The organism is Variovorax paradoxus (genome assembly GCF_030815855.1).
Lineage (GTDB): Bacteria > Pseudomonadota > Gammaproteobacteria > Burkholderiales > Burkholderiaceae_C > Variovorax > Variovorax paradoxus_M.
In genome coordinates, this window is sequence record NZ_JAUSXG010000001.1 from 1,075,962 (window position 1) to 1,098,593 (window position 22,632).

Genomic DNA, 22,632 nt, shown 5'->3' on the forward strand with positions numbered 1-22,632 from the left:
TCAGGTCGGTTTTGCGTTGTCAGTGCGTCATTGTCCCGCGCATCGCCGCCGGATGCCCCTGCAGCGGAAACGACTTGCCCGTCGGCACCAGCGTGTCGCCGTCCACGCGCAGGATGGTGATGTCCTGGTCGATGAAGTTGCCCACGTAGAGGTATTGGCCATCGGCGCTCCACACGGCGCCTTCGGGCAGGCCTCGCACCACCACTTCATTGGCGCGCGTCACCTTCTTGCCGTCGATCTTCAGCAGCACCACGGAACCATTGCGGTTGTAGAAGTACGCGTTCTTGGCCGCGTTGCTGCCGCGCAGCAGCACGGCGACCGCATGCCGGCCGGTGGGGCTCACGGCGAGGCCTTCGGGGCCGTCGCCGACCACCACCTTGTCGATCACGCGCGGCGGCGTGGCCTCGAGGTCGATCACGCTCACGGTGTCGATCTGCCCGTCCGATGCGCCGGAGTTGCCGTTGTCGGCCGTGAGCGCGAGCTTGCCGTCGGGCGTCACGTCGACGTTGTAGGGCCAGAGGCCGGCTGCGAGGTCGACCTTGTTGTAGCTGACCTTTTCGCCGTTCACTTCGAGCAGCGCGATCTTGTGAGTGGGGAACTTGGCCGCCAGCGCGCGCTTGCCGTCGGGCGTGAAGCGCACGTGCGCCACCGAATCGTTCATGGGCACAGTGTCGATCAGCGTGACCCTCTTGCCCGCGATGCGCAGCACGCTGACCGAGTTGTCGGCGCGGTTGGCCACCAGCGCGAGGTTGCCCGCGCGGTTGATCGACAGGCCCGAAGGCTGCTTGCCCACGGTGAGCGTGTCGATCAGCTTGGGCGGCGTGGTGGTCAGGTCGATCACGAAGAGGCGGTTGTCGGGCACCTGCTTTCGCGCGCCGTTTTCTTCGATCACGTTGAGCGAGTTGGCGACCAGCGCCAGCGTTTCGCCGGGCGTGATCGCAAGATTGGTCGGCGGGCCGGCGATGGTGTTGTCGAGCTGCAGCGTACCGACGAGCTTCGGTGCGAGCGGGTCGGTGCCGATGTCGAGCAGCTGCACCGTGTCGCGTCCCATCGGGCCGAGGATCACGGCACCGGCATCGCTCCACGACTGCTTTTCGTCGTTGGCGACCACCATCAGCTGGCGCTGCGGCACGGTAGGTGTCAGGCTGGTGCAGCCCGCAAGAGCGGCCAAGGCAAGGGCGGCCAATGCGGCAGGGCGGCGGAATTTCATGAGTCGGTCTCCGTGTTGTAGGTCTTTGTACTGCGGGCTGCGCACGCCCGCCGCAGCGCATGGTAGCGGCACAATCGAACAATCCAACACCCACGAGCAGCCTGCATGACCATCGAGATATCCAAGGAAGCGCGCCAACAGGCGATCACGTCGATCGAGCGCTACTTCAGCGAGAACATGGAAGAGAAGATCGGCAACATCGCAGCCGGTGCGCTGCTCGGCTTCTTCCTCGAGGAGGTCGGCCCGATCGTCTACAACAAGGCCGTGGTCGACGTGCAGGAGCGCCTTCAGTCCCGCATTTCGGAAGTCGATCTCGAAGTGCACGAGGACGAATTCCAGTACTGGCGCAAGTTCGACCGGCAGAAAAAAGGCAAGTAGGCCTGGCGGCCGCGATGCAAACATGCGTCCAGACGTTGCAAAATCCAGGGCCATGCAACACCATCGCCCGACCACCCGTTTCGCGCCTTCTCTTTCTTCTTCTGTCTCGCGGCTGCGCGCCTTCGTCGCCGTGCCGCTCATGCTGGCCGCATCGATCGCCGGCGCACAGCAGGACCCTTCGGCATTCCCTCTCGATTCTGTCGGCTACCTGAACGAGGAGTTGCCTCGCATGGAGGCGGCCATCGCCGCGAAGGACCGCAGTTTCTTCCAGGGCGCGATGGCCCGCACGGTGCAGTTTTCCGAGCGCTGGGGTTTCAAGGCGCAGGCCAATCCCGACTTGGCGAAGTACCCGATGTGTACCGAGGCCGTGATGGACTACGTGGTCGTCGGCATGTGCAAGCTCACTCCCTCGGGCGACGGATGCGAGCCCGGCCTGGCGACGCGCTTCGAGGCGAATGTGCAGCGCTGCCGCGAGGTCGCGGCGCGAAAATAAAGCCCCGTCTTTCGACCAAAAGAATGTCCTCGCCGGTAAGGCGAGGCGGAGACACCATGGACTACACCCGCTACCAGACCCTCGCCATCACGCGCCGCGGCGTCGATGGTGCGGTGCTCGATATCCAGATGCGCGCGCTCAACGGCAAGCTGCCGACGGCAGGCCATGACGGCCACCGCGAGCTCGCCGAGATCTGGCGCGACGTGTCGGCCGACGACACGGTTCGCTGTGCGGTGCTGCGCGGGGAAGGGTTGGGCTTCTCGGGCGGCGGCGATCTTGCGATGGTGCAGGACATGACCACCGACGACGCGGTGCGCCAGCGCGTGTGGAAAGAAGCGCGCGACCTCGTCTACAACATCATCAATTGCGACAAGCCCATCGTGAGCGCGATGCACGGCCCGGCCGTGGGCGCGGGGCTGGTGGCGGGGTTGCTCGCAGACATTTCCATCGCCGCCAAGGGCGCGAAGATCGTCGACGGCCACACGCGGCTCGGCGTGGCGGCGGGCGACCATGCGGCCATCGTCTGGCCGCTCCTGTGCAGCATGGCCAAGGCCAAGTACCACCTGCTGCTGTGCGAACCGGTGAGCGGGGAAGAGGCCGAGCGCATCGGCCTGGTGTCGCTCGCGGTGGACGAGGCCGACCTGCTGCCGCGCGCCTACGAAATTGCCGACCGGCTCGCGGCCGGCAGCCAGAGTGCGATCCGCCTGACCAAATACGCACTCAACAACTGGCTGCGCCAGGCCGGGCCGACGTTCGACGCCTCGCTGGCAATGGAGTTCATGGGCTTCGCGGGCCCCGACGTGCGCGAAGGCGTGGCTTCGCTGCGCGAACGGCGCGCGCCGAACTTCGGCTGAAGTCCGGCCTGCTGGATCAGGCCTTCTTCAGGCCTTGCAGGGTCTGCAGCAGCACCACGCGCGTCTGTCCCAGCACCATGCCCTTCCATTCGTCGTTGTCGCAGTAGAAAGCGTCGCGCAGTTGCCGGCGGATCTCGCGCTTCTGCGCTTCGGGCGCCGCGGGATGGCGGCGCAGCCAGGTGTCGGCACGCAGGCGGGTCAGCACTTCGCCCTCGGGCAGGGTGCCGAACTCCAGGCCCATGGGCGCGATGCTCGCTTTGGGGCACTCGTCATAGGCGATGGAGACCACCGGCCCCGACACATCGGCCGAGGCCGAGTCGCCGGCAAAAGGCGCGAACACGTCGGCACCCCACCAGGCGTGCGCCTGGGCGAGGTCGGCCGGCGCATTGCGGCCCGGGTAGATCTTCTCGCCGTGGCCGTAGGGGCCAAGGCCGGTGTGGATGTCGATCCAGCCGATGTGCGTGGCCGACGCGGCGTAGCTGCGCAGGATCGATCGCATCGTGCGGTTGCTCCACGAGGGCGCGGTACCGCCATAGAAGAGGCCGTCGGGCGAGCTGTACTGGCCTCGGGTGACGGCCGCGCGGAAAGCGCGCATGCCGTGCTTCTCGACATAGGCGGCCATGGCGGCCTCGTCGGCGGGCGCCGGCGGCCAGGTGGCGGGCAGCACGAGCGGCTCGACCTCGGCGTATTCCGCGTTCACCGGCAGCGGCGCGCCGAAGTCGATGTGGTTGCGGTTCAGGTCGATGTTGTCTTCGTTGGTGCGATGCAGGTGCGAGAAACCGTGCGGATTGACGGCGTGCACCAGCAGCAGCGCCACACCCGCCTGTTCGAGCCGGCCCAGCAGGTCGGGGTCGTTCAGCGTGGCAAGCTGCGCGCCCGAACCGCAGAAGCCCTCGGGGCCGTGCGTGCCCGAGGTGACGAGCAGCAGCTTCTTCGCGTCCTTGGCGCCGATCAGCGCCACGTCGGTGGCCAGTTCCTCGCCGAGCGCGCCGCGGTGCGTCGGCAGCACGAAGGATTCGACCGCGGCGCCGCGCCTCGCCGCGGCATCGAGGAACTTGGCGCGCGCTTCGGCGTACGTGCCGGAGAAATGGCGGGTGGCGGCGGTGGATTGGGCTTGCATGAGGCTCCTGTGCGTGGATGTCGTGGGGTATTGCTCGTCAGGCGGCTGCCGCGTGGGCGCCAGCCGCATCGATGTCGCGGCCCGTGTGGTCGCGCAGCCAGAGCAGGCCGAGCAGCGACACCAACGTCATCGCCACGAGGTACCAGGCCGGCGCGAGCTTGCTGCCGGTGGCGTTGAGCAGCCAGGTGCTGATGAAGGGCGCGAAGCCGCCGAACAGTGCCACGCCCACGCTGTAGACCAGCGACATGCCGCTTGCTCGCACCGCCTTCGGGAACATCTCCGGCAGCATCGTGATGCCCGGCACCGTCTGCGCCACGAGGCCGATGCTCAAGACGCCGAGCACGATGAACAGCACCGCGGGCGTGGGCGAGGCGTTGAGCCACAGGAAGCCGGGGTAGATCAGGAGGGCCAGCGCAATGCGGCTCCAGACAATCAGCGGCTTGCGTCCGACGACGTCCGACAGCCTGCCCACGAACGGCGCCAGCGCGAACGAGATCAGTCCGGTGAGCGCGGCGCCGAACAGCGCCACCGAGGGCGTGAGCCCGAGTTCGCGCACGGCATAGGTCGGCATGTAGAAGGTCACCACATAGGCGGCCGTGGTGCCGCCGACCAGCGAGAGAATGGCCGCCAGCACGGTCCTGCCGTGCTGCGTGCAGACGATCTTCAGGCTGTTTTCGCGCGGCGCGGCCGCGGCCTCGGGCGAGATGTGCAGCGACTCCTCGAGGTGGCGGCGGATGTACATGCCCACGGGCGCGATCAGCATGCCCAGCACGAACGGCACGCGCCAGCCCCAACTCTGCATGGCCTCCGGCGTGAGCGAGAAGGTCAGGCCGCCCACCACCACGGCGCCGAGCATCACGCCCAGGCCCTGGCTCGCGAACTGCCAGCTGGCCATGTAGCCGCGGTTGGCCGGCGTGGCGTGCTCGACCAGCAGGGTGGTCGATGCGCCCACCTCGCCGCCGGCCGAGAAGCCCTGGATCAGCCGCGCCAGCACGATGACGAGGGGCGCGGCCACGCCGATGGCCGCATAGGTGGGCGTGCAGGCGATCAGCGCGCAGCCCAGCGCCATCAGGAAGATGGTGAGCGTCATGGCCTTCTTGCGGCCCGCGCGGTCGGCGTACGCGCCGATCACGATGCCGCCCAGTGGCCGCATGATGAACCCCACGCCGAAGCTCGCCACCGTGAGCAGCAGTTGGCCGTAAGAGTCGAAGGTCGGGAAGAACAGCTTGCCGATCACCAGCGCAAGAAAGCCGTAGACGGTGAAATCGAAGAACTCCAGGCCATTGCCGATGGTGGTGGCGACGATGGTGCGGCGCCGGCTGGCTCGCGTGGTTCCGGGGCTCGCGGGGGAAGGGGTGCTCATGTCTCTCCAGTGTCTTTGTTGCGGTTGTGGCCGGGGAAAGTGCTCGATCGGCGTCGGATGCTAAAGAGTGGGTGCGCTGCTGAAAAGACAATAATTGGGCGATGACGATAACTTTTGGTTGTCATCCATTGCCATGAAACCCAATCAGTTGCACGCCTTCGTGGCAGTGGTCGAGCAGATGAGCATCCGCGCTGCGGCGCGCGTGCTGGGGCTTTCGCAGCCCGCAGTGACCAAGATCGTTCGCGAGCTCGAGCGCGAGGTAGGCGCGCCGCTGGTGGAGCGCAGCGTCAAGGGCGTGCAGCTCACCCAATACGGCGAGGCCTTTGCGCCGCGCGCGCGGCTGCTCTTGGCGGACATGCGGCGCGCACGCGACGAAATCGCGCAGATCAGAGACGGCGTCAGGGGCACAGTATCGATGGCCGTGAGCGCCTCATTCGCCCTCACGGTGCTGCCCGTCGCGTTCAAGGACTTCCACACCCGCCTGCCCGCGGTCCATGTGCAGTTCAGCGAGGCCGTGCTGCCGATGATGATGTCGCGGCTGCGCGAGGGCTACCTGGATTTCGCCGTCGCCCATGTGGTGCCCGGCACGCTCGACCCCGATTTCGAAGCGCTCGAGCTCTTTCCGGTGCAGCTGGTGATCGGCATGCGCGAGCGGCACCCGATGCGCGCGAGCCGGTCGCTGCGCGAGCTGTACACGGCCGAATGGATATTGCCCGGCGACGGCGACCACTTCAGCGGCCGCGACACGATCTCGCCGCTGCTGCCGCTCGGCCTGCCGCCGCCGGCGCGCGTGATCCAGGGGCAGTCGGTCACGGTGGCGCTGGCACTGGTGGGCACCATGGACCTGATCGGCATGTTCGTGGAGCCGCTGGTGCGCCTGGCCTTCAAGCGCCACGGCATCCGCCGGGTCGAGGTGGAGGAGCGGCTGCCCACGCTCAGCGTGTGCGTCATACGCAGGCGCGGCCAGCTGTTGACGCCGGCCGCGCAGCACTTCGTGGAATGCATCCAGCGCGCCTGCGCGGCTGCGATGAATACCTGATCAGGCCGGCGGGTAGGCGGCGCCCGCGCCGCCCGAGGCCCAGGGCGCGTACTTCCGCATTGCGCGATCGAACAGCGGCGAGGCGGTCCAGCCCGCGAGCCAAGCACGCAGCAGCGGCCAGGGTTGGTCGTCGAACCAGGCGGCCTCGACCATTGCGAACTGCCGCACGAAGGGCATGACGGCGGCATCGGCCAGCGCCGCCCGCGCGCCGAAGAGTTGCTGCCCGGAGCCACCGGCGAGCCGAGCTTCCAGTTGCAGCAGGAATTGCGCGCCCAGCTCGCGCGCGTCGGCGGATGCGTCCACGAACCGGCCCGGGTATTTGTAGCGGTCGAGCTGCGGCTTGAAGCCGTTGTCGCACGCGGCCACGAGCGCGAGCATGTCGTCGAGCGTGCCCGCAGCCGGGTCCAGCCAGCGCAGCGGGTCGTTGCGGCGCAGGGCCCACAGCATGATGTCGAGGCTTTGTTCCAGCACCGCGCCGTCGGGCAGCACCAGCACGGGCACGGTGCCTTTGGGCGAGGCGGCCAGCATCTCGGCCGGCTTGTCCTTCAGAACCACCTCGCGCAGTTCGCAATGCTCGCCGCTCGCGGCCAATGCGAGGCGAGCGCGCATGGCGTAGGGGCAGCGGCGGAAGCTGTAGAGAACGGGAAGGCTCGGGTCTGTCATGCAGCGCAAGAGTCTATGCCGACGCTTCGTACCGCGGAGGGCAGGCAAATTCAAATGCAACACGGTTGCGTTGGTTCATATAATGCAATTCTGTTGCATATAAAACCATATCCATGACCGACCGCCTTCCCGTCACCGTGCTGTCCGGCTTCCTCGGCGCCGGCAAGACCACGTTGCTCAATCACATCCTGCACAACCGCGAGGGACGCCGCGTGGCGGTCATCGTCAATGACATGAGCGAGGTCAACATCGACGCGGCGCTGGTGCGCGACGGCGGCGCCGAGCTCTCGCGCACCGACGAGAAGCTGGTCGAAATGAGCAACGGCTGCATCTGCTGCACGCTGCGCGAAGACCTGCTCGTCGAAGTCGGGCGGCTCGCGAAGGAAGGGCGCTTCGACCAGTTGGTGATCGAATCGACCGGCATCTCCGAGCCGCTGCCCGTGGCCGAAACCTTCACCTTCGCCGGCGAGGACGGCAAGAGCCTGGCCGACGTGGCGCGCCTCGACACCATGGTGACGGTGGTCGATGCGTTCAACTTCCTACGCGACTACGGCTCGGCCGACAGCCTGGGCCAGCGCGGCCAGTCGCTCGGCGACGAGGACACGCGCACCGTGGTCGACCTGCTGATCGAGCAGATCGAGTTCTGCGACGTGCTGGTGGTCAACAAGACCGACCTCGTCACGGCCGAAGAGCGGGAGCGCCTGATGGCCATTCTGCGCAGCCTCAATCCGCGTGCGCGCATCGAGACCTCGGAGTTCGGCCGCGTGGCGCTCGACCGCGTGCTGGACACAGGCCTGTTCGATTTCGAGCAGGCCGAGCGCGCGCCGGGTTGGTTGGCCGAGCTGCGCGGCGAGCACCCGCCCGAAAGCGAGACCTACGGCATTCGCAGCTTCGTCTATCGCGCGCGGCTGCCGTTCCATCCGCAGCGCTTCTGGGACCTGGTGCAAAGCGAGTGGGAGGGCGTGGTGCGCTCCAAGGGATTCTTCTGGCTCGCGAGCCGCGCCACGCGCGCCGGTTCGTGGTCGCAAGCGGGTGGTGCCTGCCGTTATGGCGTCGCGGGCCTGTGGTGGGCCGCGGTGCCGCGCGAGCATTGGCCGGCCGACGAAGAAGCGCAGGAAACCATCCGCAAGAACTGGGACCCGGCCACTGGCGACGCGCGGCAGGAATTGGTGCTGATCGGCATCGGCATGGACGAGGCCGGCCTGCGCGCGCGGCTCGATGCCTGCCTGCTGACCGACAGCGAAATGCGCTATGGCGCTTCGTGGTGGGCCAATCTTCCCGACCCTTTTCCTTCCTGGAACGTGTAGGCCGCAGTCGCCCGGCTGCTGGATCGCCCGGCGCTCAGCCCCTGCATTCCCCGCAGGTGCCGTGCAGGGTGAGCGCGGTGTGGCGCGTGTCGATGCCCTGTTTGCGGAGCTCCCGGCCCAGCCGGCTCATCACCTTGGGCAGCTCCGGGTCGGAAGGCAGGGCCAGCACCTTGTGGCACTGGTCGCATTCGAAGATATTGCCCGAAGCGGCTTCGACGTGGCGCGAGAAGCGGTTCACGCGGTCCGCGCCCACGCGGCGGTCGCACAGGCCGGCTTCGACCAAGCGGTCGAGCACGCGGTAGACCGTCACGCGGTCGGGCGTTTCACCCGTCGCGGTGGTGTAGGCGGCCACCACGTCGTCGTGCGTCAGGGGCTGGGAGGCGTGTTCCAGCAATTCGAGCACGGTTTGCGCGGCACGCGTCACGCGCAGGCCGGTGCTGCGCAGCAGGGCTTCGCTGCCGGATGCCTTGGCGGCAGGGGAGGGCTTCGGGTGTGGGCTCATGAATTTTGCGTGGAACCGCCATTGTGTTGCATTCGGTGAGACGGCGCCGCGCGCGGCCCGAATGCGCTAAGGTCTGGTTTTCGCGTTTTTTGAATACCTTCTACCGACCATGTCCCGTTCCCCGATCGAAATCGAAACCGCTCCCCATCCCACCGCCACGGTGATCGTGATGCACGGCCTCGGCGCCGACGGAAACGACTTCGTGCCGATTGCCAATGAACTCGACCTGTCGAGCGTGGGCCCGGTGCGCTTCGTGTTCCCGAATGCGCCGGTGATCCCGGTCACCATCAACGGCGGCTACCAGATGCCGGCCTGGTACGACATTGCCGTGGCCGACCTGGCCGCGCGCGAGGACGAGGCGGGCCTGCGCCGTTCGCAGGCCACCATCGAGACCCTCATCGCCCACGAGAAAAGCCGCGGCATCAAGGCCGACCGTATCGTGGTGGCCGGTTTCTCGCAGGGCTGCGCCATGGCGCTCATGACCGGCCTGCGCCACACAGAGCGGCTGGCCGGCATCGTCGGCCTCTCGGGCTACCTGCCGATTGCAGCCACCACGGCGGCCGAGCGGCACGCCGCCAACCACGAGACCCCGGTTTTCCTGGCCCACGGCCGGCAAGACCCGGTGGTGCCGCTCGACAGGGCGCTGCAGTCACGCGATGCGCTCTCCGCGCTGGGCTATACCGTCGAGTGGCACGAGTACACGATGGCGCATTCGGTCTGCATGGAAGAAATTGCCGACCTGAACCGATTTCTTCTGCGCGTGCTGGCGCCATAGCGCCTTTCATGCCCTTCGGCGCCTTCACGCACGCACCCGCGAAAGGAGACGACAAAATGATTCTGGTCATCGGACACGCCCTGGCGAAAGCCGAAACCCTGCAGGCGATGCTGGCCATCAGCACCGAGCATGTGCTGCGTTCGCGCAGCGAACCTGGCTGCATCTCGCACGAGGTCAGCGCCGACGTGGAGCAGCCGCTGCGGCTCACCTTCGTGGAGCGCTGGAGCGACATGGCGGCGCTGAAGGCGCATTTCCGCGTCGAGGCCTCGCGCGCCTTTGCCAAGGCCCTGGCCGCCATGGCGGACGGCATGCCGCAGATATCCGTCTACCAGTCCGACGAGATCGACCTCGCGGCGGCACGCGCCTGATCGTTCGTGCCGGACGAGCCCTGAAAGCACGAGAACCGTGAACTCAGCTATCAAAACAATAGCGCCGCGCAGCATAGCGGCTACCGGGATTCCCTGCACCAGCAGTGCCCGCGCGGCCGTGCTACCTTCCAGCCCCTCAGAAGATTGACGGGTCATAAGAATATGAGCAGCAGATTGCAGGAGAGGTTGGGTGCGCTCTCGACCGCGCGGTTGAAGGGGATGCGGCGCGGCATCGAGAAGGAAAGCCTGCGTGCGCTGCCGGACGGCAAACTCGCGCTCACGCCACACCCGATCGCGCTCGGGTCGGCGCTGACCCATCCGCACATCACGACCGACTTCAGCGAATCGCAGCTCGAACTCATCACGGGTGTGCATGGCAATGTCGAATCGGCGCTCGAAGAGCTGACCCGCGTCCACCAGTTCACCTACCGCGTGCTCGACACGCTGGGCGACGAGAGGCTGTGGGTCTCGAGCATGCCCTGCGGCCTGCCGACCGACGAAACCATTCCCATCGGCCGCTACGGCTCCTCGAACGTGGGGCGCGCCAAGAGCGTCTACCGCATGGGCCTGAGCCACCGCTACGGGCGGCGCATGCAAACCATTTCGGGCATTCACTACAACTGGTCGCTGCCCGACGTGTCGAGCGAACAGTATTTCGCGCTCATCCGCAACTTCCGTCGCCACGCCTTCCTGCTGCTGTACCTGTTCGGCGCCTCGCCGGCGCTGTGTTCGAGCTTTGTCGCGGGCCGCCCGCACGAGCTGCAGCCGCTCGGCGACGGCAGCATGTTCATGCCGCACGGTACGTCGCTGCGCATGGGCCGGCTCGGCTACCAGAGCGACGCCCAGGCTTCGCTGGCCGTGAGCTACAACAGCCTCGAGGGCTATGGCGCGTCGCTGCAGGACGCGCTCACGCGCCCATGGCCGGCGTACGAGGCCATCGGCATCCGCAATCTCGGCGGCGACTACAACCAGCTGGCCACCAGCCTGCTGCAGATCGAGAACGAGTTCTACGGCACCATCCGCCCCAAGCGCGTGATCAACCCCGGCGAGCGTCCGCTGCACGCGCTGCGCGAGCGCGGCGTCGAATACGTCGAGGTGCGGCTGATGGACCTCGACCCCTTCGAGCCGGTGGGGATCAATGCGCAGACCATGCGCTTCATCGACGTGTTCCTGCTGCAGTGCCTGCTCAGCGACAGCCCGGCCGACACGCCACAGGAAATTGCCGAGCTGGCCCACAACCAGCACCTCACCGCTGCGCGCGGACGCGAGCCGGGACTGAACCTGCTGCGCGGCGGGCGTGAGATGGCGCTGGCCGACTGGGGCATCGAACTGGTCGAGCAATGCCTGCCCATTGCCGCCGCGCTCGATGCCGCGAACGGCGGCACGCAGCACGCCGAAGCGGTGCAAGCCGCGCTGTCCGCCCTGCAGAATCCGGACAGCCTGCCTTCCGCACGCGTGCTGGCCGCCGTCGAAGAACGCCACGGCAACTCGTTCATCGGCTTCGTGCGCGCGCAGTCCGAGCAGACACGCGCCAAGCTCCTCGCGCTGCCGTTCTCGGACGAAGATCAGGCCGCGTTCGAGCGCATGACCGAGGAATCGATCCAGGAGCAGAAGCGCATCGAGGCCGCCGACACCATGCCCTTCGAGATCTACCGCGAGCAATACGTGTCGCCCGCGCGCCTGGGCATCGGCCATGGCCGCATGGCCGTCGCGGCCTGAACTTGAATTTGTCCTGTCCTACAGGTCTCACTGTCACATAGCCCGCCTGACGACAGTCGCGGGGGCCGATGACCTACAGGCATTGGCCTGCATGACCCACTGCGGGCGCCGGCGCCGCGCAGACCATGGACGGCATGCACCCCGCAAGCTTCAGATTCCTGTTCCGGCCCATGGTCTGGCCGGAGATTCCGGCATGACTTTCAAGGCCTATCTGGTCGAGGACAGTGCCCTCATCCGTGAAAACCTCATCGGGTTCCTCCACGACGTGGCGGACGCGGACGTGGTGGCCTGCGCCAGCAGCGAGGAAGAGGCCGTGCGCTGGCTGCATCAGCATCGCGACGACTGGGACCTGACCATCGTCGATCTTTTCCTGGAGCGCGGCAACGGCCTGGGCGTGGTCCGGGCCTGCCGCGACCGCATGCCGGAACAAAAGGTCGTGGTGCTGAGCAACTACGCCACGTCCGACATGCGCCAACGCTCGGCGCAACTGGGTGCCGATGCTTTTTTCGACAAGTCGGCCGAGCTCGACCAACTGGTGGCCTACTGCGAAACCTTGCGTCACGCGCGCGACTGAGCCGGCGCCGGGGCAGCTGGGGCGGCGCGCTTTTCTGGGGTAAAACGCCACGCGGCCGCCATGGCTGCCAGCAAATACCCCCGTCTCCAAGGAAAGCAGCGAGAGCGACACATGAGCAACAGCAACACCCCCATCGACTTCAACGGCCGAGTGGCCATCGTCACCGGCGCGGGCGGCGGCCTGGGCCGCCAGCACGCGCTCGCCCTCGCGGCGCGCGGTGCCAAGGTGGTGGTGAATGATCTGGGCGGCGCAAGCGACGGCTCCGGTGCGTCGGTGAGCGCCGCGCAGGCCGTGGTGGACGAAATCAAGGCCGCCGGGGGCGAAGCCATCGCCAACGGCGCCTCGGTCACGGATTTCGAGGCGGTGCAGGCCATGGTGCAGCAGGCGGTCGACGCCTGGGGCCGGGTCGACATCCTCGTCAACAACGCCGGCATCCTGCGCGACAAGAGCTTTGCCAAGATGGAACTCGCCGATTTCAAGCTGGTGGTCGATGTGCACCTGATGGGCGCGGTGAACTGCACCAAGGCCGTCTGGGCGCTCATGAACGAGCAGAAATACGGCCGCATCGTGATGACCACTTCGTCTTCCGGGCTCTACGGCAATTTCGGCCAGAGCAACTACGGCGCCGCCAAGCTCGCGCTGGTGGGCTTGATGCAGACGCTGAGCATCGAAGGCGCGAAGAACGACATCCGCGTCAATTGCCTGGCGCCCACCGCAGCCACGCGGATGACCGAGGGGCTGATGCCGCAGGAAGTGCTCGAAGCCCTCAAGCCCGAGGCCGTGGTGCCCGCCATGCTGGTGCTGGCCTCCGCCGACGCGCCGAACCGCACCATTCTTTGCGCGGGCGCCGGCACCTTCGAAGCCGCGCACATCACCCTCACGCAGGGCGCCTGGCTCGGCATCGGCGCGGACACGCCCGAACAGCTGGCCGCGCGGCTCGCCGAAGTGACCTCGCGCGAGGGCGAGATCGTGCCGCAGAGCGGTACCGCCCAAGGCAGCAACGAGGTCGGCAAGGCCATGGCGAACGCAAGGAAGGGCTGACGCGTGATCCGTGTCCATGGCGCTTGACCTAGAGCGCACTGGAGCATTTCCAATGAATTCACCGGGGCTTCCGGTTCATTCATTCGCAAGGAAATGCCGCCATGAACACGACGACAGACAACAAGGCGCTGGTGCAGCGCATCCATGCCGCACTGGACGAGGGCAACGGCCAGCTCTTCATCGACAGCCTGGCCGACGACGCCGCCTGGACGCTGGAAGGAACCACGCCATGGTCGCGCACCTACGCGGGCAAGGCGGCCATCCGCGAAGAACTGATCAAGCCGCTGTTCGCGCAGTTCGCGGGCCCTTACCGGAGCAAGACCGAGCGCATCATTGCCGAGGGCGACCGGGTGGTGGTGCTGTTCAGCGGCGATGTGCCCACCAAGGCCGGCAAGCGCCGCCGTTGATTCCGGCCGAGACGCCCGGCGCCAAGGCGCCCGTGCGGAAACCGCGCAGGCCGCGCTAGCCGCCGGTGGCGCCCACGCTACTCTGCGATAAACCCCGTGTCCTTGCGGATCGAGTCGCGGTCGCGGTGGTTGTTCAGGCGGCCCAGCGTGTTGTCGAGCAGGCGCTTGAGCTTTTCGGCCGCGCCCCGAAAGGCCTCGTCGAGGCTGGTGGCGTGTTGCGTCACGGCCAGCGGCTGGTGGTGGGCAAGGCGTGCTTCCATCACGCAGCACTTGTTGCCCGCACCGGCCTTGTCGTGGTTTTCGTCGCTCAGATGCACTTCGACGCGGGTCACGTCGTCGACAAAGCGGCTCAGCTGTTGCTTGATTTCCGTATCGGCCCAGCGCTCCAGCGCGTCCTTGTTGTTGACGCCGTTGCTCGTGTTGACCTGAATCTGCATGCCATGTTCCTGCTGATGGATGAACGAGCCCCTACTGTGCGCCCTAAACGGCCCTGCTGCGCGTAGGGATGCAAGCCAACCCTGCAATAGCCGGGGCTCAGCTCTGGATATAGGTCGTAAGCTGCGCGATGGTCTCTTCGTGGTCCGAAATGATGTCGTCCATCAAGTCCTGGATGGAGATCATGCCCACCACCTTGTTGCCGTCGACCACCGGCAGGTGGCGGAACTTGCGCTGGCTCATCAGCGCCATGCAGGCGCGCGTGCGGGTCTGCGGGGTGACGGTCATCACGTCGGGCGTCATGATCTCGGAGACCTTCACTTCCTTGGAATTCTTGCCCTGCAGCGCCACCTTGCGGGTGTAGTCGCGCTCGGAGAGAAAGCCCACCAGCTTCTCGCCGTCCATCACCATGAGCGCGCCCACCTCGAAATGCGCCAGGGTGGCCAGCGCATCGAACACGCTGGTGTCCGGCGTGGTGCGCCAGGCCGCGGAATCGTGGCGCTTGAGCAGTTCGGAGACGGGTTTCATCGCGGTAACTCCATCAAAAAGTTTTCAGTTCGACCGACGCGCCGATGCGCCGCATTCAGTCAAATGATAGGGGCGGAACAGCCCCCCGCGATGCAAAACCTCTAAGGGATTGCGCGTGTCGCGCCAAGGCGAACTAAGGTGTCGGTGCCAGCACGCGGCTGAGCGCCACCGGGTCGCCGAGCACGGTCTTGACCAAGCCCTTCTCGTCGAAGTTCACCTGGTACTCGGACCAGCTGTCGCGCCAGTAGCGCCACGTGGGCGCATCGAGGCTGGGGTTCTCGCCGGCCACCGGGTAGCCGACAGCCATCAGCACCTGCTCGCGCGTCATGCCCGGCATCACCTTCACGGCAAGGATGGCGTCGCGGATCGCGGGCGGAAAGCTCGCCATCTTCTGCTTCGGGTCTTCGGTCACCACATAGCGCTTGGCGAAGTCGATCAGCGTGATGTTGCGGCTGTAGTCGTTCTTGATGCGCTGCGGCTTGCCGGCCAGGTCGAGATTGAACCAGCGGAAGTCGTAGGCCGTGACGCGGGCCGGTGTGCCCACGGCCACGATGCTCGTGCCCTGCTCGTCGTAGTTGATGTCGCTGATCGAATTGCCGTAGGTTCGCATGTTGCAGCACAGATAGCCGGTGATCAGCGGGCCCTGCGGAGGCGAGGGACGCTGGGCGTGGACGACGGTCGCGGAACCAACGGTGGCCGCCATCAGGGCGGCAGCGGCAAGGCGTTTGAGCATGGATTTCCCTCGGGTGATTATTTGAATGCGACTGCGGGTGCAGCGCGCGGATTCTAGGGGGCCGTGCGCTCCGAAGGCAGGCAAAATGAGCACGTGCAGCTATCGAAAGCGTAGCGGTGTGATCTGGTGCGCATTCCCGGTCCACAATGCGCCCCCGGCCTTTGGGCCCACTCCCTCGCGAACAGCGCGAAAGAAAGAACATTCATCGATGGCGATCCAGTGGTTCCCCGGGCACATGTACACGACCCAGAAGGCCATCACCGAGCGGGTGAAGGACATCGACGTGGTCATCGAGCTGCTCGACGCGCGGCTGCCCGGCTCCAGCGCCAACCCGATGCTGGCCGAGCTCACGGCCGGGCGGCCCTCGCTGAAGGTGCTCAACAAGCAGGACCTGGCCGACCCGGCGCGCACCGCGCTCTGGCTCGCGCACTACAACGCGCTGCCGGCCACGCGCGCCATTGCGCTCGACGCGAGCCTGACCACGCCCGCACAGGCCATCGTGCGCGCGTGCCATGAGCTCTCGCCCAACCGCGGCGGCATGGCCAAGCCGATGCGCGTGCTGATCTGCGGCATTCCCAACGTCGGCAAGTCGACCCTCATCAACACGCTGACCGGCAGCCGCAAGGCCAAGACCGGCGACGAAGCCGGCATCACCAAGCTGGAGCAGCGCATCACGCTGGCCGACGACTTCTACCTGTGGGACACGCCCGGCATGCTGTGGCCGCGCATCGTGGTGCCGAAGAGCGGCTACAACCTGGCCGCCAGCGGTGCTGTGGGGCGCAATGCCTTCGACGAGGAAGAAGTGGCACTGGAGCTGCTCAACTACCTGAAGGCGCACTACGCGGCGGGAATCGCCACCCGGTTCAAGCTGGTGGAGCACGACGCGGCGAGCATCGCTGCCATGAAGGACGAAGAAGTGCTCGACGCCATCGGGCGCAAGCGCGGCGCGCTGCTGGGCAAGGGCCGCGTCAACCTGCAGAAGGCCGCCGAGATCGTGATGCACGAGTTTCGTGCCGGCAATCTCGGGCGCGTCACGCTCGAGACGCCCGAAGAGTTCGCGCAATGGCTGGCCGAAGGCCAGCGCATCGATGCGGAGCGTGCGGCCAAGAAGGCGGCGCGCGGCAAGAAGCGCAAGCCCGGCGCCGAGCCGCCCGAAGGCCAGGCGCCCGAGCCGCACTGAAGAGAAGAGAGAAGGGCGCGTTCAGCGCATCTGCAGGCGAGCGTCCTTCGGGTAGCTGATGGTGTAGTCGGCCGCCACGCGCGCGGTCTTGCCGGCGTCCAGGTCGAAGCTCCACATGGCCAGGCCCGGCTGCTTGTTCCAGGCCAGTTCGCCGGGCTGCGGCGCGAACTGCGCGGCCACGCGCACCTGCTCGTCGACCGAGACCGGCGCCGCCTCCAGCACCTGCACTGCGATCGGTGTGCGATGGCGGTTCTCCACCACATAGGCGCGTTGCACCTTGCGCTCGGCACGCGAGCCGACGAAGCCGCCCGTGCCCTGGCTGTCCTGCTCGGGCTCGGCCTGCACGCGCACCAGCTCGTCGCGGCCGAAGGAAAGCGTGAGCTTCGCATCGCTGGGCGCATTCCAGCGGCCGCTGCCGACGAAGTTGCCGTCGCGGTACAGCTGCAGCGCGCCGGCCGGCCATACGCCTGCGGGTTGCGGGAGTTCGGCGACCAGGAAGGCGCTGGCGTCCACGCGCGGACTGGTGCGCGCGGCGAGCTTCGCCGTGTCTTCGTGCTGGCCCAGTGCCAGCGTCACGCGCTGGCCGTTGGAGGGCACGTCGATGTTTTGGGGCACCGCGAATTCGGTGGCAAAGCTGTTGTCGAACACGGCCACGTCGAAAAGCGGCTCTGCAGCCTCGGCCATCGCGCGCCGCCGGTCGGCGGATGCCATGGGCGCCGGCGCCGCCATCATCGCGGCCGGGGCCGGGCTCGCCGGCGCGCGCTGCGGCGGCTCGATGCCGATGCGCCACGCGCTTGGTGTGCGGCCCGTGGTTTCGCGGCGCAGCTGACCGGTGGAGAGCACCAGCTTCACGCCGCGCCAGTCTTCGCCCGTGGCTTGCGCCACCAGCGCCTGGCGCTCGATGCGCACTTTGCGCGTGGCGGTGTCGAGCAGCGCGCGGTAGGTGGGCGTCCAGCCGGGGCCGTTGACCTGGTAGCTGAGCTTCACGTCGGCATCGGTGCCGGTGGCCAGCGTCACCGTCACGGCCATCACCTGCGCGCCGTCGCCTTGCGAGCGCTTGCGTTCGGCCAGCAGCGGGTTGAGCTGGCGGTCGATGTCGGTCTGCTTGCGCTGGATCTGGTGCTGCTTCAGCAGCGAGTCTTGCCCGGTGCGGCGCATCGCGTCCGTCACGGCGGCAAGGTTGCGCGCATCCATCGGCGCGCGCGCGCCTTGGGCCGATTCGCCGCCTCCACCCGAGAGGCCCTTGAGATAACCCGTCACCATGCCGAGCGCCTCGTTCTCGGCCTGCAGTGCGGCCTTCTTGTCTTCGAGATCGCGAATGCGGCCGTCGAGCCCGCTGGTCGCGCAGCGCGCCGAAAGCTCGCGCGCCTCGCTGAGCACCGAGGTTTCGCCCACGCGCACCGAAGCGGCCGCCGACACCTGCAGGCTCTGCACGTCGAGCCCCGCGGGCAGGCAGGCGAAGGTGACCGATCGGCTGCCGGCCGCCACCCGCGCCACGCGTTCCACCGTCGCGCTGCCGGGGTAGACCTTGACTTGGGTGATGCGCGATGCATCCGCGCCGCCGGCGGCCACCACGGGCTGCGCATGCGCACCGGTGTTGAGGACCAGCCAGGCCGCGGCAACGACGGTGGCACGCAGGTTTGAGCGAAAAAAGGAAGAGGAAGAGATTGCTTTCATCGGAGCCTCGGTAGTGGATCGTTCCCCCACTCATACGGCGGGGCTCGCCGACCGGGGTTAAAGCCGCCGAAAAAAAGTGCGCTGTCGCCAACGCAACTGCGCGGGCCTTGCGGGTCACGGGCGCGACGGCGCGCAACGGAGCCGCTTCGTAGAGTGGCTTTTCCGCTCTCGACGCTTCATCCTTCTTCTCTGAAAGACAGCCATGCTCGAAACCATTCAGGCCATCAACAAGACCGCCGCCTTCAACCGCTGGGCCGGCTTCGAGGTAACCCAGGCCGCCGCCGGAGAAGCCGAACTGCGCATGGAGTGGCGCGAGGAGGACATGGGCCAGTACGCCGGGTTCCTGCACGCGGGGCTCATCGGCGCGATGCTCGACACGGCCTGCGGCTTCGCAGCCGCCACGGTGGCGGGGCGGGTGCTGGCATCGCACTTTTCGGTGAACTGCCTCTCGCCCGCGCTGGGCCGCGCCTTCATTGCGCGCGGCAAGGTGGTGAAGGCGGGGCGCAAGCAGGTGTTTGCGAGCGCCGAGCTCTATGGACAGGGCGAGGACGGCAACCTCAAGCTCGTGGCGACCGGGAGCGCCATTCTTGTTCCGGTGGAAGAGACGCCGCCGGCGAAGTGACTTCCGCTTTGCCTCCGGTGCGCCGGAGCTTCAGCCCGAACAGCGGCCGCAGCCAATTGAAGCGGCGAATCAGCCCGTCGGTGAGCGCCCAGCAGCCGAAGAGGGTCAGCGCGACCAGCAGCACCGGCTCCAGCACCGGCCCCAGTGCGAGCGGCGCCAGCAGCGCAATGCCCGCGATGATCAGCGTCTGGTGCAGCACGTACCACGGGTAGACCGACTCGTTGGCCCAGCGCAGCCACGGCCAGGGCCGGTCCAGATAGCGGTGGCCGTAACCGAGGATGGCGGCCACCGCCAGCCACAGGTACAGCACGCGCAGCGTGTCCGTCACCACGCCCGATGGCGGCCCCTTCGCGCCGAGCCGCAGCACGATGAACGTGGCGATTGCCACTGCCGCCAGTGCCAGCGACATCCGGCGCAAGCGCACCAGCTCGCGCCACACGCCGGTGTCCACGCCCATCCAGTAGCCGTAGAGAAACACGGTGAAGAAGATGCTGTGCAGGTAGAAGTCGCGGACGAGGTTGTGCGTGGGCGGAAAGTGCCGGGCCAGCAGTATCGTCCAGACCAGCAGCGGAAGCGCCGGCAGCCACAGCAGCTTCCAGCCGCGCAGCCCGTTGAAGCGGCGCTGCATCCATTGGCCGCCCGGCGACCTCCACAGCGGCAGCGTGAGCGCAATCAGCGCGGTGTAGGCGAACAGATAGGGCAGGTACCAGAGGTGGTTCCAGGTGATGCCGAACTCCGCGCCGGCAAACGCCTGCTTCGGCCATGGATCGCTCATCGACAGATAGCGCAGCAGGAAGGCGCCGAAGCCCGGGGCGACCAGCCCGTTGGCCACTCCTTCGGCGTAGGCCTGGTAGGGCACGATCACCGCCATGCCGAACGCAAGCGGCAGCATCAGCCGGGCGCCGCGGCTGCGCAGCAAGCTCCAGGTGCCCTGGTTGCGGCTCAGGAAGCCCAGCGACACCCCCGAGATCAGAAACACCAGGTCCATGCGCCAGAGGTTGAGCACCCGCATCGGCCACTGCAGCCATTCGGCCGCATGCGGGCTCTTGAGGTGCCAGGGCCAGTCGGCCACGTAGTACATCGCCACGTGGTACAGGATGACCAGCAGGAAGGCCAGCGCGCGCAGCGCGTCGATGTCATGCCGGCGGTCAGGTTGCAGCGGGAGTGCATTCATCGAAAGCTCCTCGAAAACCCAGGGGGAGAAGGCGCGATGGTTGCGCCCATCCGCCTCGGGTGGCTTGCCCAAGGGACGGATCGCGGGCTTTTTGTGACGAGCGGCGGCCTTGGGGGACGAAATTCGCCCGCTGGGCGCACGGATCGCGAGAATCCTGGGCATGGGAGATTCCCGAAAGAACCTGTACGAGCGCTACGAGCCCATCCGCCATCGTGTGGAGGCGGGCTTCTGGATCGTCTTCATGGCGCTGCAGGCGGTGTTCAACACCACCGTGGCGCTGGTCGATGCGCGCGACCGGGCGGTGCCCCGCGGCGCCTGGGAAATCGTCACCTGGGAGGTGTCGAGCCACCTCGTGCTGCTGGCACTGGTGCCGGCCGTGGTGGCCATCCAGCGCCGGCTCTCGCCGCTGGCCCGCACCCAGTTGTTGCGCTATCTGGCGTGGCACCTGGCCGCCAGCGTCGTCTTCAGCGTGGTGCACGTGGCGGCCATGTTTGCGCTGCGTGCCATGGTCTATGCCTCGGTCGGCGAGCGCTACGACTTCGCCGGCTGGACCGGCCGCTGGGGCTACGAATACCTGAAGGACGTGCGCGCCTACCTGTCGATGGTGTTCGGCATCTGGGTCTACGGCGTCTTCATGCTGCGGCTGCAGGGCGAAGCGCGCGTGCTCGATGCGCCCGAGGCGGCGGCGCCCGCCGAGCCCGACACCCATCCGCCCGCGCCGCCCGCGCGTCCTGAACGCTTTCTGGTGCGCAAGCTGCGGCGCGAATTCCTGATAGCGGCCGGCGACATCGACTGGCTTCAGGCCGAGGGCAACTACGTCGGCCTGCACGTCAACGGCCACGACTACCTGCTGCGCGCCACGCTCACCGATTTTCTGGCCCAGCTCGACCCCGCCCAATTCGTCCGCGTGCACCGCAGCCACGCGATCAACCTGGGGCGCATCCAGGAGATCGAGCCGCTCGACAGCGGCGACGCCCGGCTGCATATGCGCGATGGCACCACGGTGCCCTGCAGCCGCCGATTCCGCGAAGCCTTGCGTGCCGGCGCAGGCTGATCGCGCCACACTCGGCTTCGTCCTGTTCCGGTGCGGCTTTCGCACTGAGAAGGCTCATCGGCACCGATAACGCACCACTAGAGAGCTTTTAGGCACCATTTTTGCTTCCTTGCGGCGCTGCCCCGGGCAATTCGGGTGCAATGCACCAATTCAAATCAAAAACTGCAAGAAGCTCCCATGGACGCACTCAAACAGGGCGCAGACGCGCTGTTCATCCTTCTCGGCGCCATCATGGTGTTTGCCATGCATGCCGGTTTTGCTTTTCTCGAACTGGGCACCGTGCGCAAGAAGAACCAGGTCAATGCGCTGGTCAAGATATTGGTCGACTTCTCGGTCTCCACCATCGTGTACTTTCTTGTTGGCTACGGCGTGGCCTATGGCATCCACTTTTTCGTGGGCGCCACCGAACTCGCGGCCAAGAGCGGCTACGAGCTGGTGAAGTTCTTCTTCCTGCTGACTTTTGCCGCGGCCATTCCGGCCATCATCTCTGGCGGAATTGCGGAGCGCGCCAAGTTCTGGCCGCAACTCATTGCCACGGCGGTCATCGTCGGCCTCGTTTATCCGCTCTACGAAGGCATCGCCTGGAACAAGGCTTTCGGCATCCAGGCCTGGATTGCCTCGGCCACGGGCCACGAGTTCCATGACTTTGCCGGTTCGGTCGTGGTGCACGCGGTGGGCGGCTGGCTTTCGTTGCCGGCCGTGCTGCTGCTGGGCGCACGCCGCAACCGCTACCGCGGCGACGGCTCGCTGAGCGCGCATCCGCCGTCGAACATTCCTTTTCTGGCGCTGGGCGCGTGGATCCTGTGCGCGGGCTGGTTCGGCTTCAACGTGATGAGCGCGCAGACCATCGACAAGATCTCGGGCCTCGTGGCCGTGAACTCGCTCATGGCCATGGTGGGCGGCACGCTGGTGGCGCTGGCCATGGGCAAGAACGACCCCGGCTTTGTCTACAACGGCCCGCTCGCCGGCCTCGTGGCGGTGTGTGCCGGCTCCGACCTGATGCATCCGCTGGGCGCGCTGGTGGTGGGCGGCGTGGCGGGCGCAATCTTCGTCGTCATGTTCACGCTCACGCAGAACAAATGGAAGATCGACGACGTGCTCGGCGTATGGCCGCTGCACGGCCTGTGCGGCACCTGGGGCGGCATTGCGGCCGGCATCTTCGGCACGCAGGCGCTGGGCGGCATCGGCGGGGTGAACGTGTGGGCTCAGCTCATCGGCACCTTGGTTGGCGTGGCATGGGCTGCACTTGCGGGGGCCGCGGTGTACGGCACCCTCAAGGCGACGATGGGGCTGCGGCTCACGCAGGAAGAGGAATACGACGGGGCCGACCTGTCGATTCACCACATTTCGGCGACGCCGGAGCGTGAGGTGAACTGGTAGCGAAGGGAGCGCCGCAACGACGCGACGCGAGTGAGC

25 protein-coding genes are annotated in these 22,632 nt (G+C 67.1%); 15 read left to right on the forward strand and 10 right to left on the reverse strand.

The genetic code is table 11. From position 1 onward, the window contains the following. Positions 1–19: 19 nt before the first annotated feature. Positions 20–1,210 (reverse strand): lactonase family protein, encoded by a 1,191-nt coding sequence (locus tag QFZ42_RS05050; RefSeq protein WP_307699906.1) that lies wholly within the window; start codon positions 1,208–1,210, stop codon positions 20–22. Positions 1,211–1,315: 105 nt separating this feature from the next. Here QFZ42_RS05050 and QFZ42_RS05055 point away from each other — a divergent pair, with 105 nt between their 5' ends. From QFZ42_RS05055 to QFZ42_RS05065, 3 genes are read left to right on the forward strand one after another with little or no spacing between them, the layout of a single operon-like run. After that, positions 1,316–1,588 (forward strand): DUF2164 domain-containing protein, encoded by a 273-nt coding sequence (locus QFZ42_RS05055; RefSeq protein WP_307699907.1) that lies wholly within the window; start codon positions 1,316–1,318, stop codon positions 1,586–1,588. A gap of 52 nt (positions 1,589–1,640) precedes the next feature. Then, entirely contained in the window at positions 1,641–2,081 is a 441-nt protein-coding gene (locus QFZ42_RS05060; protein ID WP_307699908.1) for a hypothetical protein, read from the forward strand. 56 nt (positions 2,082–2,137) lie between these two features. After that, on the forward strand, positions 2,138–2,935 hold the full coding sequence (locus QFZ42_RS05065) for an enoyl-CoA hydratase/isomerase family protein (protein WP_307699909.1): 798 nt from the start codon (positions 2,138–2,140) through the stop codon (positions 2,933–2,935). 16 nt (positions 2,936–2,951) lie between these two features. Here the strand turns inward: QFZ42_RS05065 and QFZ42_RS05070 are convergent, their stop codons facing one another. Next, positions 2,952–4,055: a M14 family metallopeptidase gene (locus QFZ42_RS05070; RefSeq protein WP_307699910.1), complete on the reverse strand. Its 1,104-nt coding sequence runs from the start codon at positions 4,053–4,055 to the stop codon at positions 2,952–2,954. Positions 4,056–4,092: 37 nt separating this feature from the next. After that, positions 4,093–5,418 carry an MFS transporter gene (locus QFZ42_RS05075; RefSeq protein ID WP_307699911.1) on the reverse strand — a complete coding sequence of 442 codons (1,326 nt, stop codon included), beginning with the start codon at positions 5,416–5,418 and terminating at the stop codon, positions 4,093–4,095. Positions 5,419–5,551: 133 nt separating this feature from the next. On the opposite strand from QFZ42_RS05075, the gene QFZ42_RS05080 reads away from it, so the two are divergent. Beyond that, the gene (locus QFZ42_RS05080; protein WP_307699912.1) at positions 5,552–6,457 is read left to right on the forward strand and encodes a LysR substrate-binding domain-containing protein; all 906 of its coding nucleotides are present in this window, start codon (positions 5,552–5,554) and stop codon (positions 6,455–6,457) included. Here the strand turns inward: QFZ42_RS05080 and QFZ42_RS05085 are convergent, their stop codons facing one another. Then, positions 6,458–7,120 (reverse strand): glutathione S-transferase N-terminal domain-containing protein, encoded by a 663-nt coding sequence (locus QFZ42_RS05085; protein ID WP_307699913.1) that lies wholly within the window; start codon positions 7,118–7,120, stop codon positions 6,458–6,460. Between the two features lie 113 nt (positions 7,121–7,233). On the opposite strand from QFZ42_RS05085, the gene zigA reads away from it, so the two are divergent. After that, entirely contained in the window at positions 7,234–8,427 is a 1,194-nt protein-coding gene (zigA, locus tag QFZ42_RS05090) for a zinc metallochaperone GTPase ZigA (RefSeq protein WP_307699914.1), read from the forward strand. Between the two features lie 34 nt (positions 8,428–8,461). On the opposite strand, the gene QFZ42_RS05095 is transcribed toward zigA, so the two are convergent. Continuing rightward, a complete protein-coding gene (locus tag QFZ42_RS05095; protein WP_307699915.1) occupies positions 8,462–8,929 on the reverse strand; it encodes a Fur family transcriptional regulator in 468 nt (155 codons plus the stop codon). A 109-nt stretch (positions 8,930–9,038) separates the two neighbouring features. Here QFZ42_RS05095 and QFZ42_RS05100 point away from each other — a divergent pair, with 109 nt between their 5' ends. The 6 genes from QFZ42_RS05100 (at position 9,039) to QFZ42_RS05125 (ending at position 13,813) form a co-directional block, all read left to right on the forward strand. Further along, on the forward strand, positions 9,039–9,704 hold the full coding sequence (locus QFZ42_RS05100) for an alpha/beta hydrolase (RefSeq protein ID WP_307699916.1): 666 nt from the start codon (positions 9,039–9,041) through the stop codon (positions 9,702–9,704). Between the two features lie 56 nt (positions 9,705–9,760). Continuing rightward, on the forward strand, positions 9,761–10,072 hold the full coding sequence (locus QFZ42_RS05105; protein WP_307699917.1) for a putative quinol monooxygenase: 312 nt from the start codon (positions 9,761–9,763) through the stop codon (positions 10,070–10,072). Positions 10,073–10,234: 162 nt separating this feature from the next. After that, positions 10,235–11,791 (forward strand): glutamate--cysteine ligase, encoded by a 1,557-nt coding sequence (gene gshA, locus QFZ42_RS05110; protein ID WP_307699918.1) that lies wholly within the window; start codon positions 10,235–10,237, stop codon positions 11,789–11,791. 193 nt (positions 11,792–11,984) lie between these two features. Next, a complete protein-coding gene (locus QFZ42_RS05115) occupies positions 11,985–12,365 on the forward strand; it encodes a response regulator transcription factor (protein ID WP_307699919.1) in 381 nt (126 codons plus the stop codon). Positions 12,366–12,476: 111 nt separating this feature from the next. Continuing rightward, positions 12,477–13,406, forward strand: coding sequence for an SDR family NAD(P)-dependent oxidoreductase (locus QFZ42_RS05120; protein ID WP_307699920.1), 930 nt, complete (start codon positions 12,477–12,479; stop codon positions 13,404–13,406). A gap of 101 nt (positions 13,407–13,507) precedes the next feature. Further along, the gene (locus tag QFZ42_RS05125; RefSeq protein ID WP_307699921.1) at positions 13,508–13,813 is read left to right on the forward strand and encodes a nuclear transport factor 2 family protein; all 306 of its coding nucleotides are present in this window, start codon (positions 13,508–13,510) and stop codon (positions 13,811–13,813) included. Between the two features lie 77 nt (positions 13,814–13,890). Here the strand turns inward: QFZ42_RS05125 and QFZ42_RS05130 are convergent, their stop codons facing one another. From QFZ42_RS05130 to QFZ42_RS05140, 3 genes are all read right to left on the reverse strand, one after another. Next, positions 13,891–14,250 (reverse strand): HPF/RaiA family ribosome-associated protein, encoded by a 360-nt coding sequence (locus QFZ42_RS05130; RefSeq protein WP_307699922.1) that lies wholly within the window; start codon positions 14,248–14,250, stop codon positions 13,891–13,893. 97 nt (positions 14,251–14,347) lie between these two features. Then, complete coding sequence (locus tag QFZ42_RS05135) at positions 14,348–14,776, reverse strand: CBS domain-containing protein (protein WP_307699923.1); 429 nt, start codon at positions 14,774–14,776, stop codon at positions 14,348–14,350. A gap of 133 nt (positions 14,777–14,909) precedes the next feature. After that, positions 14,910–15,509, reverse strand: a complete 600-nt coding sequence (locus QFZ42_RS05140; RefSeq protein WP_307699924.1) for a cell envelope protein SmpA — start codon at positions 15,507–15,509, stop codon at positions 14,910–14,912. Positions 15,510–15,717: 208 nt separating this feature from the next. Here QFZ42_RS05140 and ylqF point away from each other — a divergent pair, with 208 nt between their 5' ends. Continuing rightward, complete coding sequence (gene ylqF, locus QFZ42_RS05145) at positions 15,718–16,689, forward strand: ribosome biogenesis GTPase YlqF (protein ID WP_307699925.1); 972 nt, start codon at positions 15,718–15,720, stop codon at positions 16,687–16,689. A gap of 21 nt (positions 16,690–16,710) precedes the next feature. Here the strand turns inward: ylqF and QFZ42_RS05150 are convergent, their stop codons facing one another. Next, positions 16,711–18,366 carry a DUF4139 domain-containing protein gene (locus tag QFZ42_RS05150; RefSeq protein ID WP_307699926.1) on the reverse strand — a complete coding sequence of 552 codons (1,656 nt, stop codon included), beginning with the start codon at positions 18,364–18,366 and terminating at the stop codon, positions 16,711–16,713. A 202-nt stretch (positions 18,367–18,568) separates the two neighbouring features. Between QFZ42_RS05150 and QFZ42_RS05155 the strand changes: the two genes are divergently transcribed. Beyond that, on the forward strand, positions 18,569–18,988 hold the full coding sequence (locus QFZ42_RS05155; protein ID WP_307699927.1) for a PaaI family thioesterase: 420 nt from the start codon (positions 18,569–18,571) through the stop codon (positions 18,986–18,988). Here QFZ42_RS05155 and QFZ42_RS05160 read toward each other — a convergent pair. Then, positions 18,924–20,162 (reverse strand): acyltransferase family protein, encoded by a 1,239-nt coding sequence (locus QFZ42_RS05160; protein ID WP_307699928.1) that lies wholly within the window; start codon positions 20,160–20,162, stop codon positions 18,924–18,926. The genes QFZ42_RS05155 and QFZ42_RS05160 overlap by 65 nt on opposite strands. Before the next feature lie 160 nt (positions 20,163–20,322). On the opposite strand from QFZ42_RS05160, the gene QFZ42_RS05165 reads away from it, so the two are divergent. Together QFZ42_RS05165 and QFZ42_RS05170 are read left to right on the forward strand one after the other, a co-directional pair. Then, the gene (locus QFZ42_RS05165) at positions 20,323–21,216 is read left to right on the forward strand and encodes a LytTR family DNA-binding domain-containing protein (RefSeq protein ID WP_307699929.1); all 894 of its coding nucleotides are present in this window, start codon (positions 20,323–20,325) and stop codon (positions 21,214–21,216) included. A 177-nt stretch (positions 21,217–21,393) separates the two neighbouring features. Next, positions 21,394–22,596: an ammonium transporter gene (locus tag QFZ42_RS05170; RefSeq protein WP_307699930.1), complete on the forward strand. Its 1,203-nt coding sequence runs from the start codon at positions 21,394–21,396 to the stop codon at positions 22,594–22,596. Positions 22,597–22,632 lie beyond the last annotated feature (36 nt).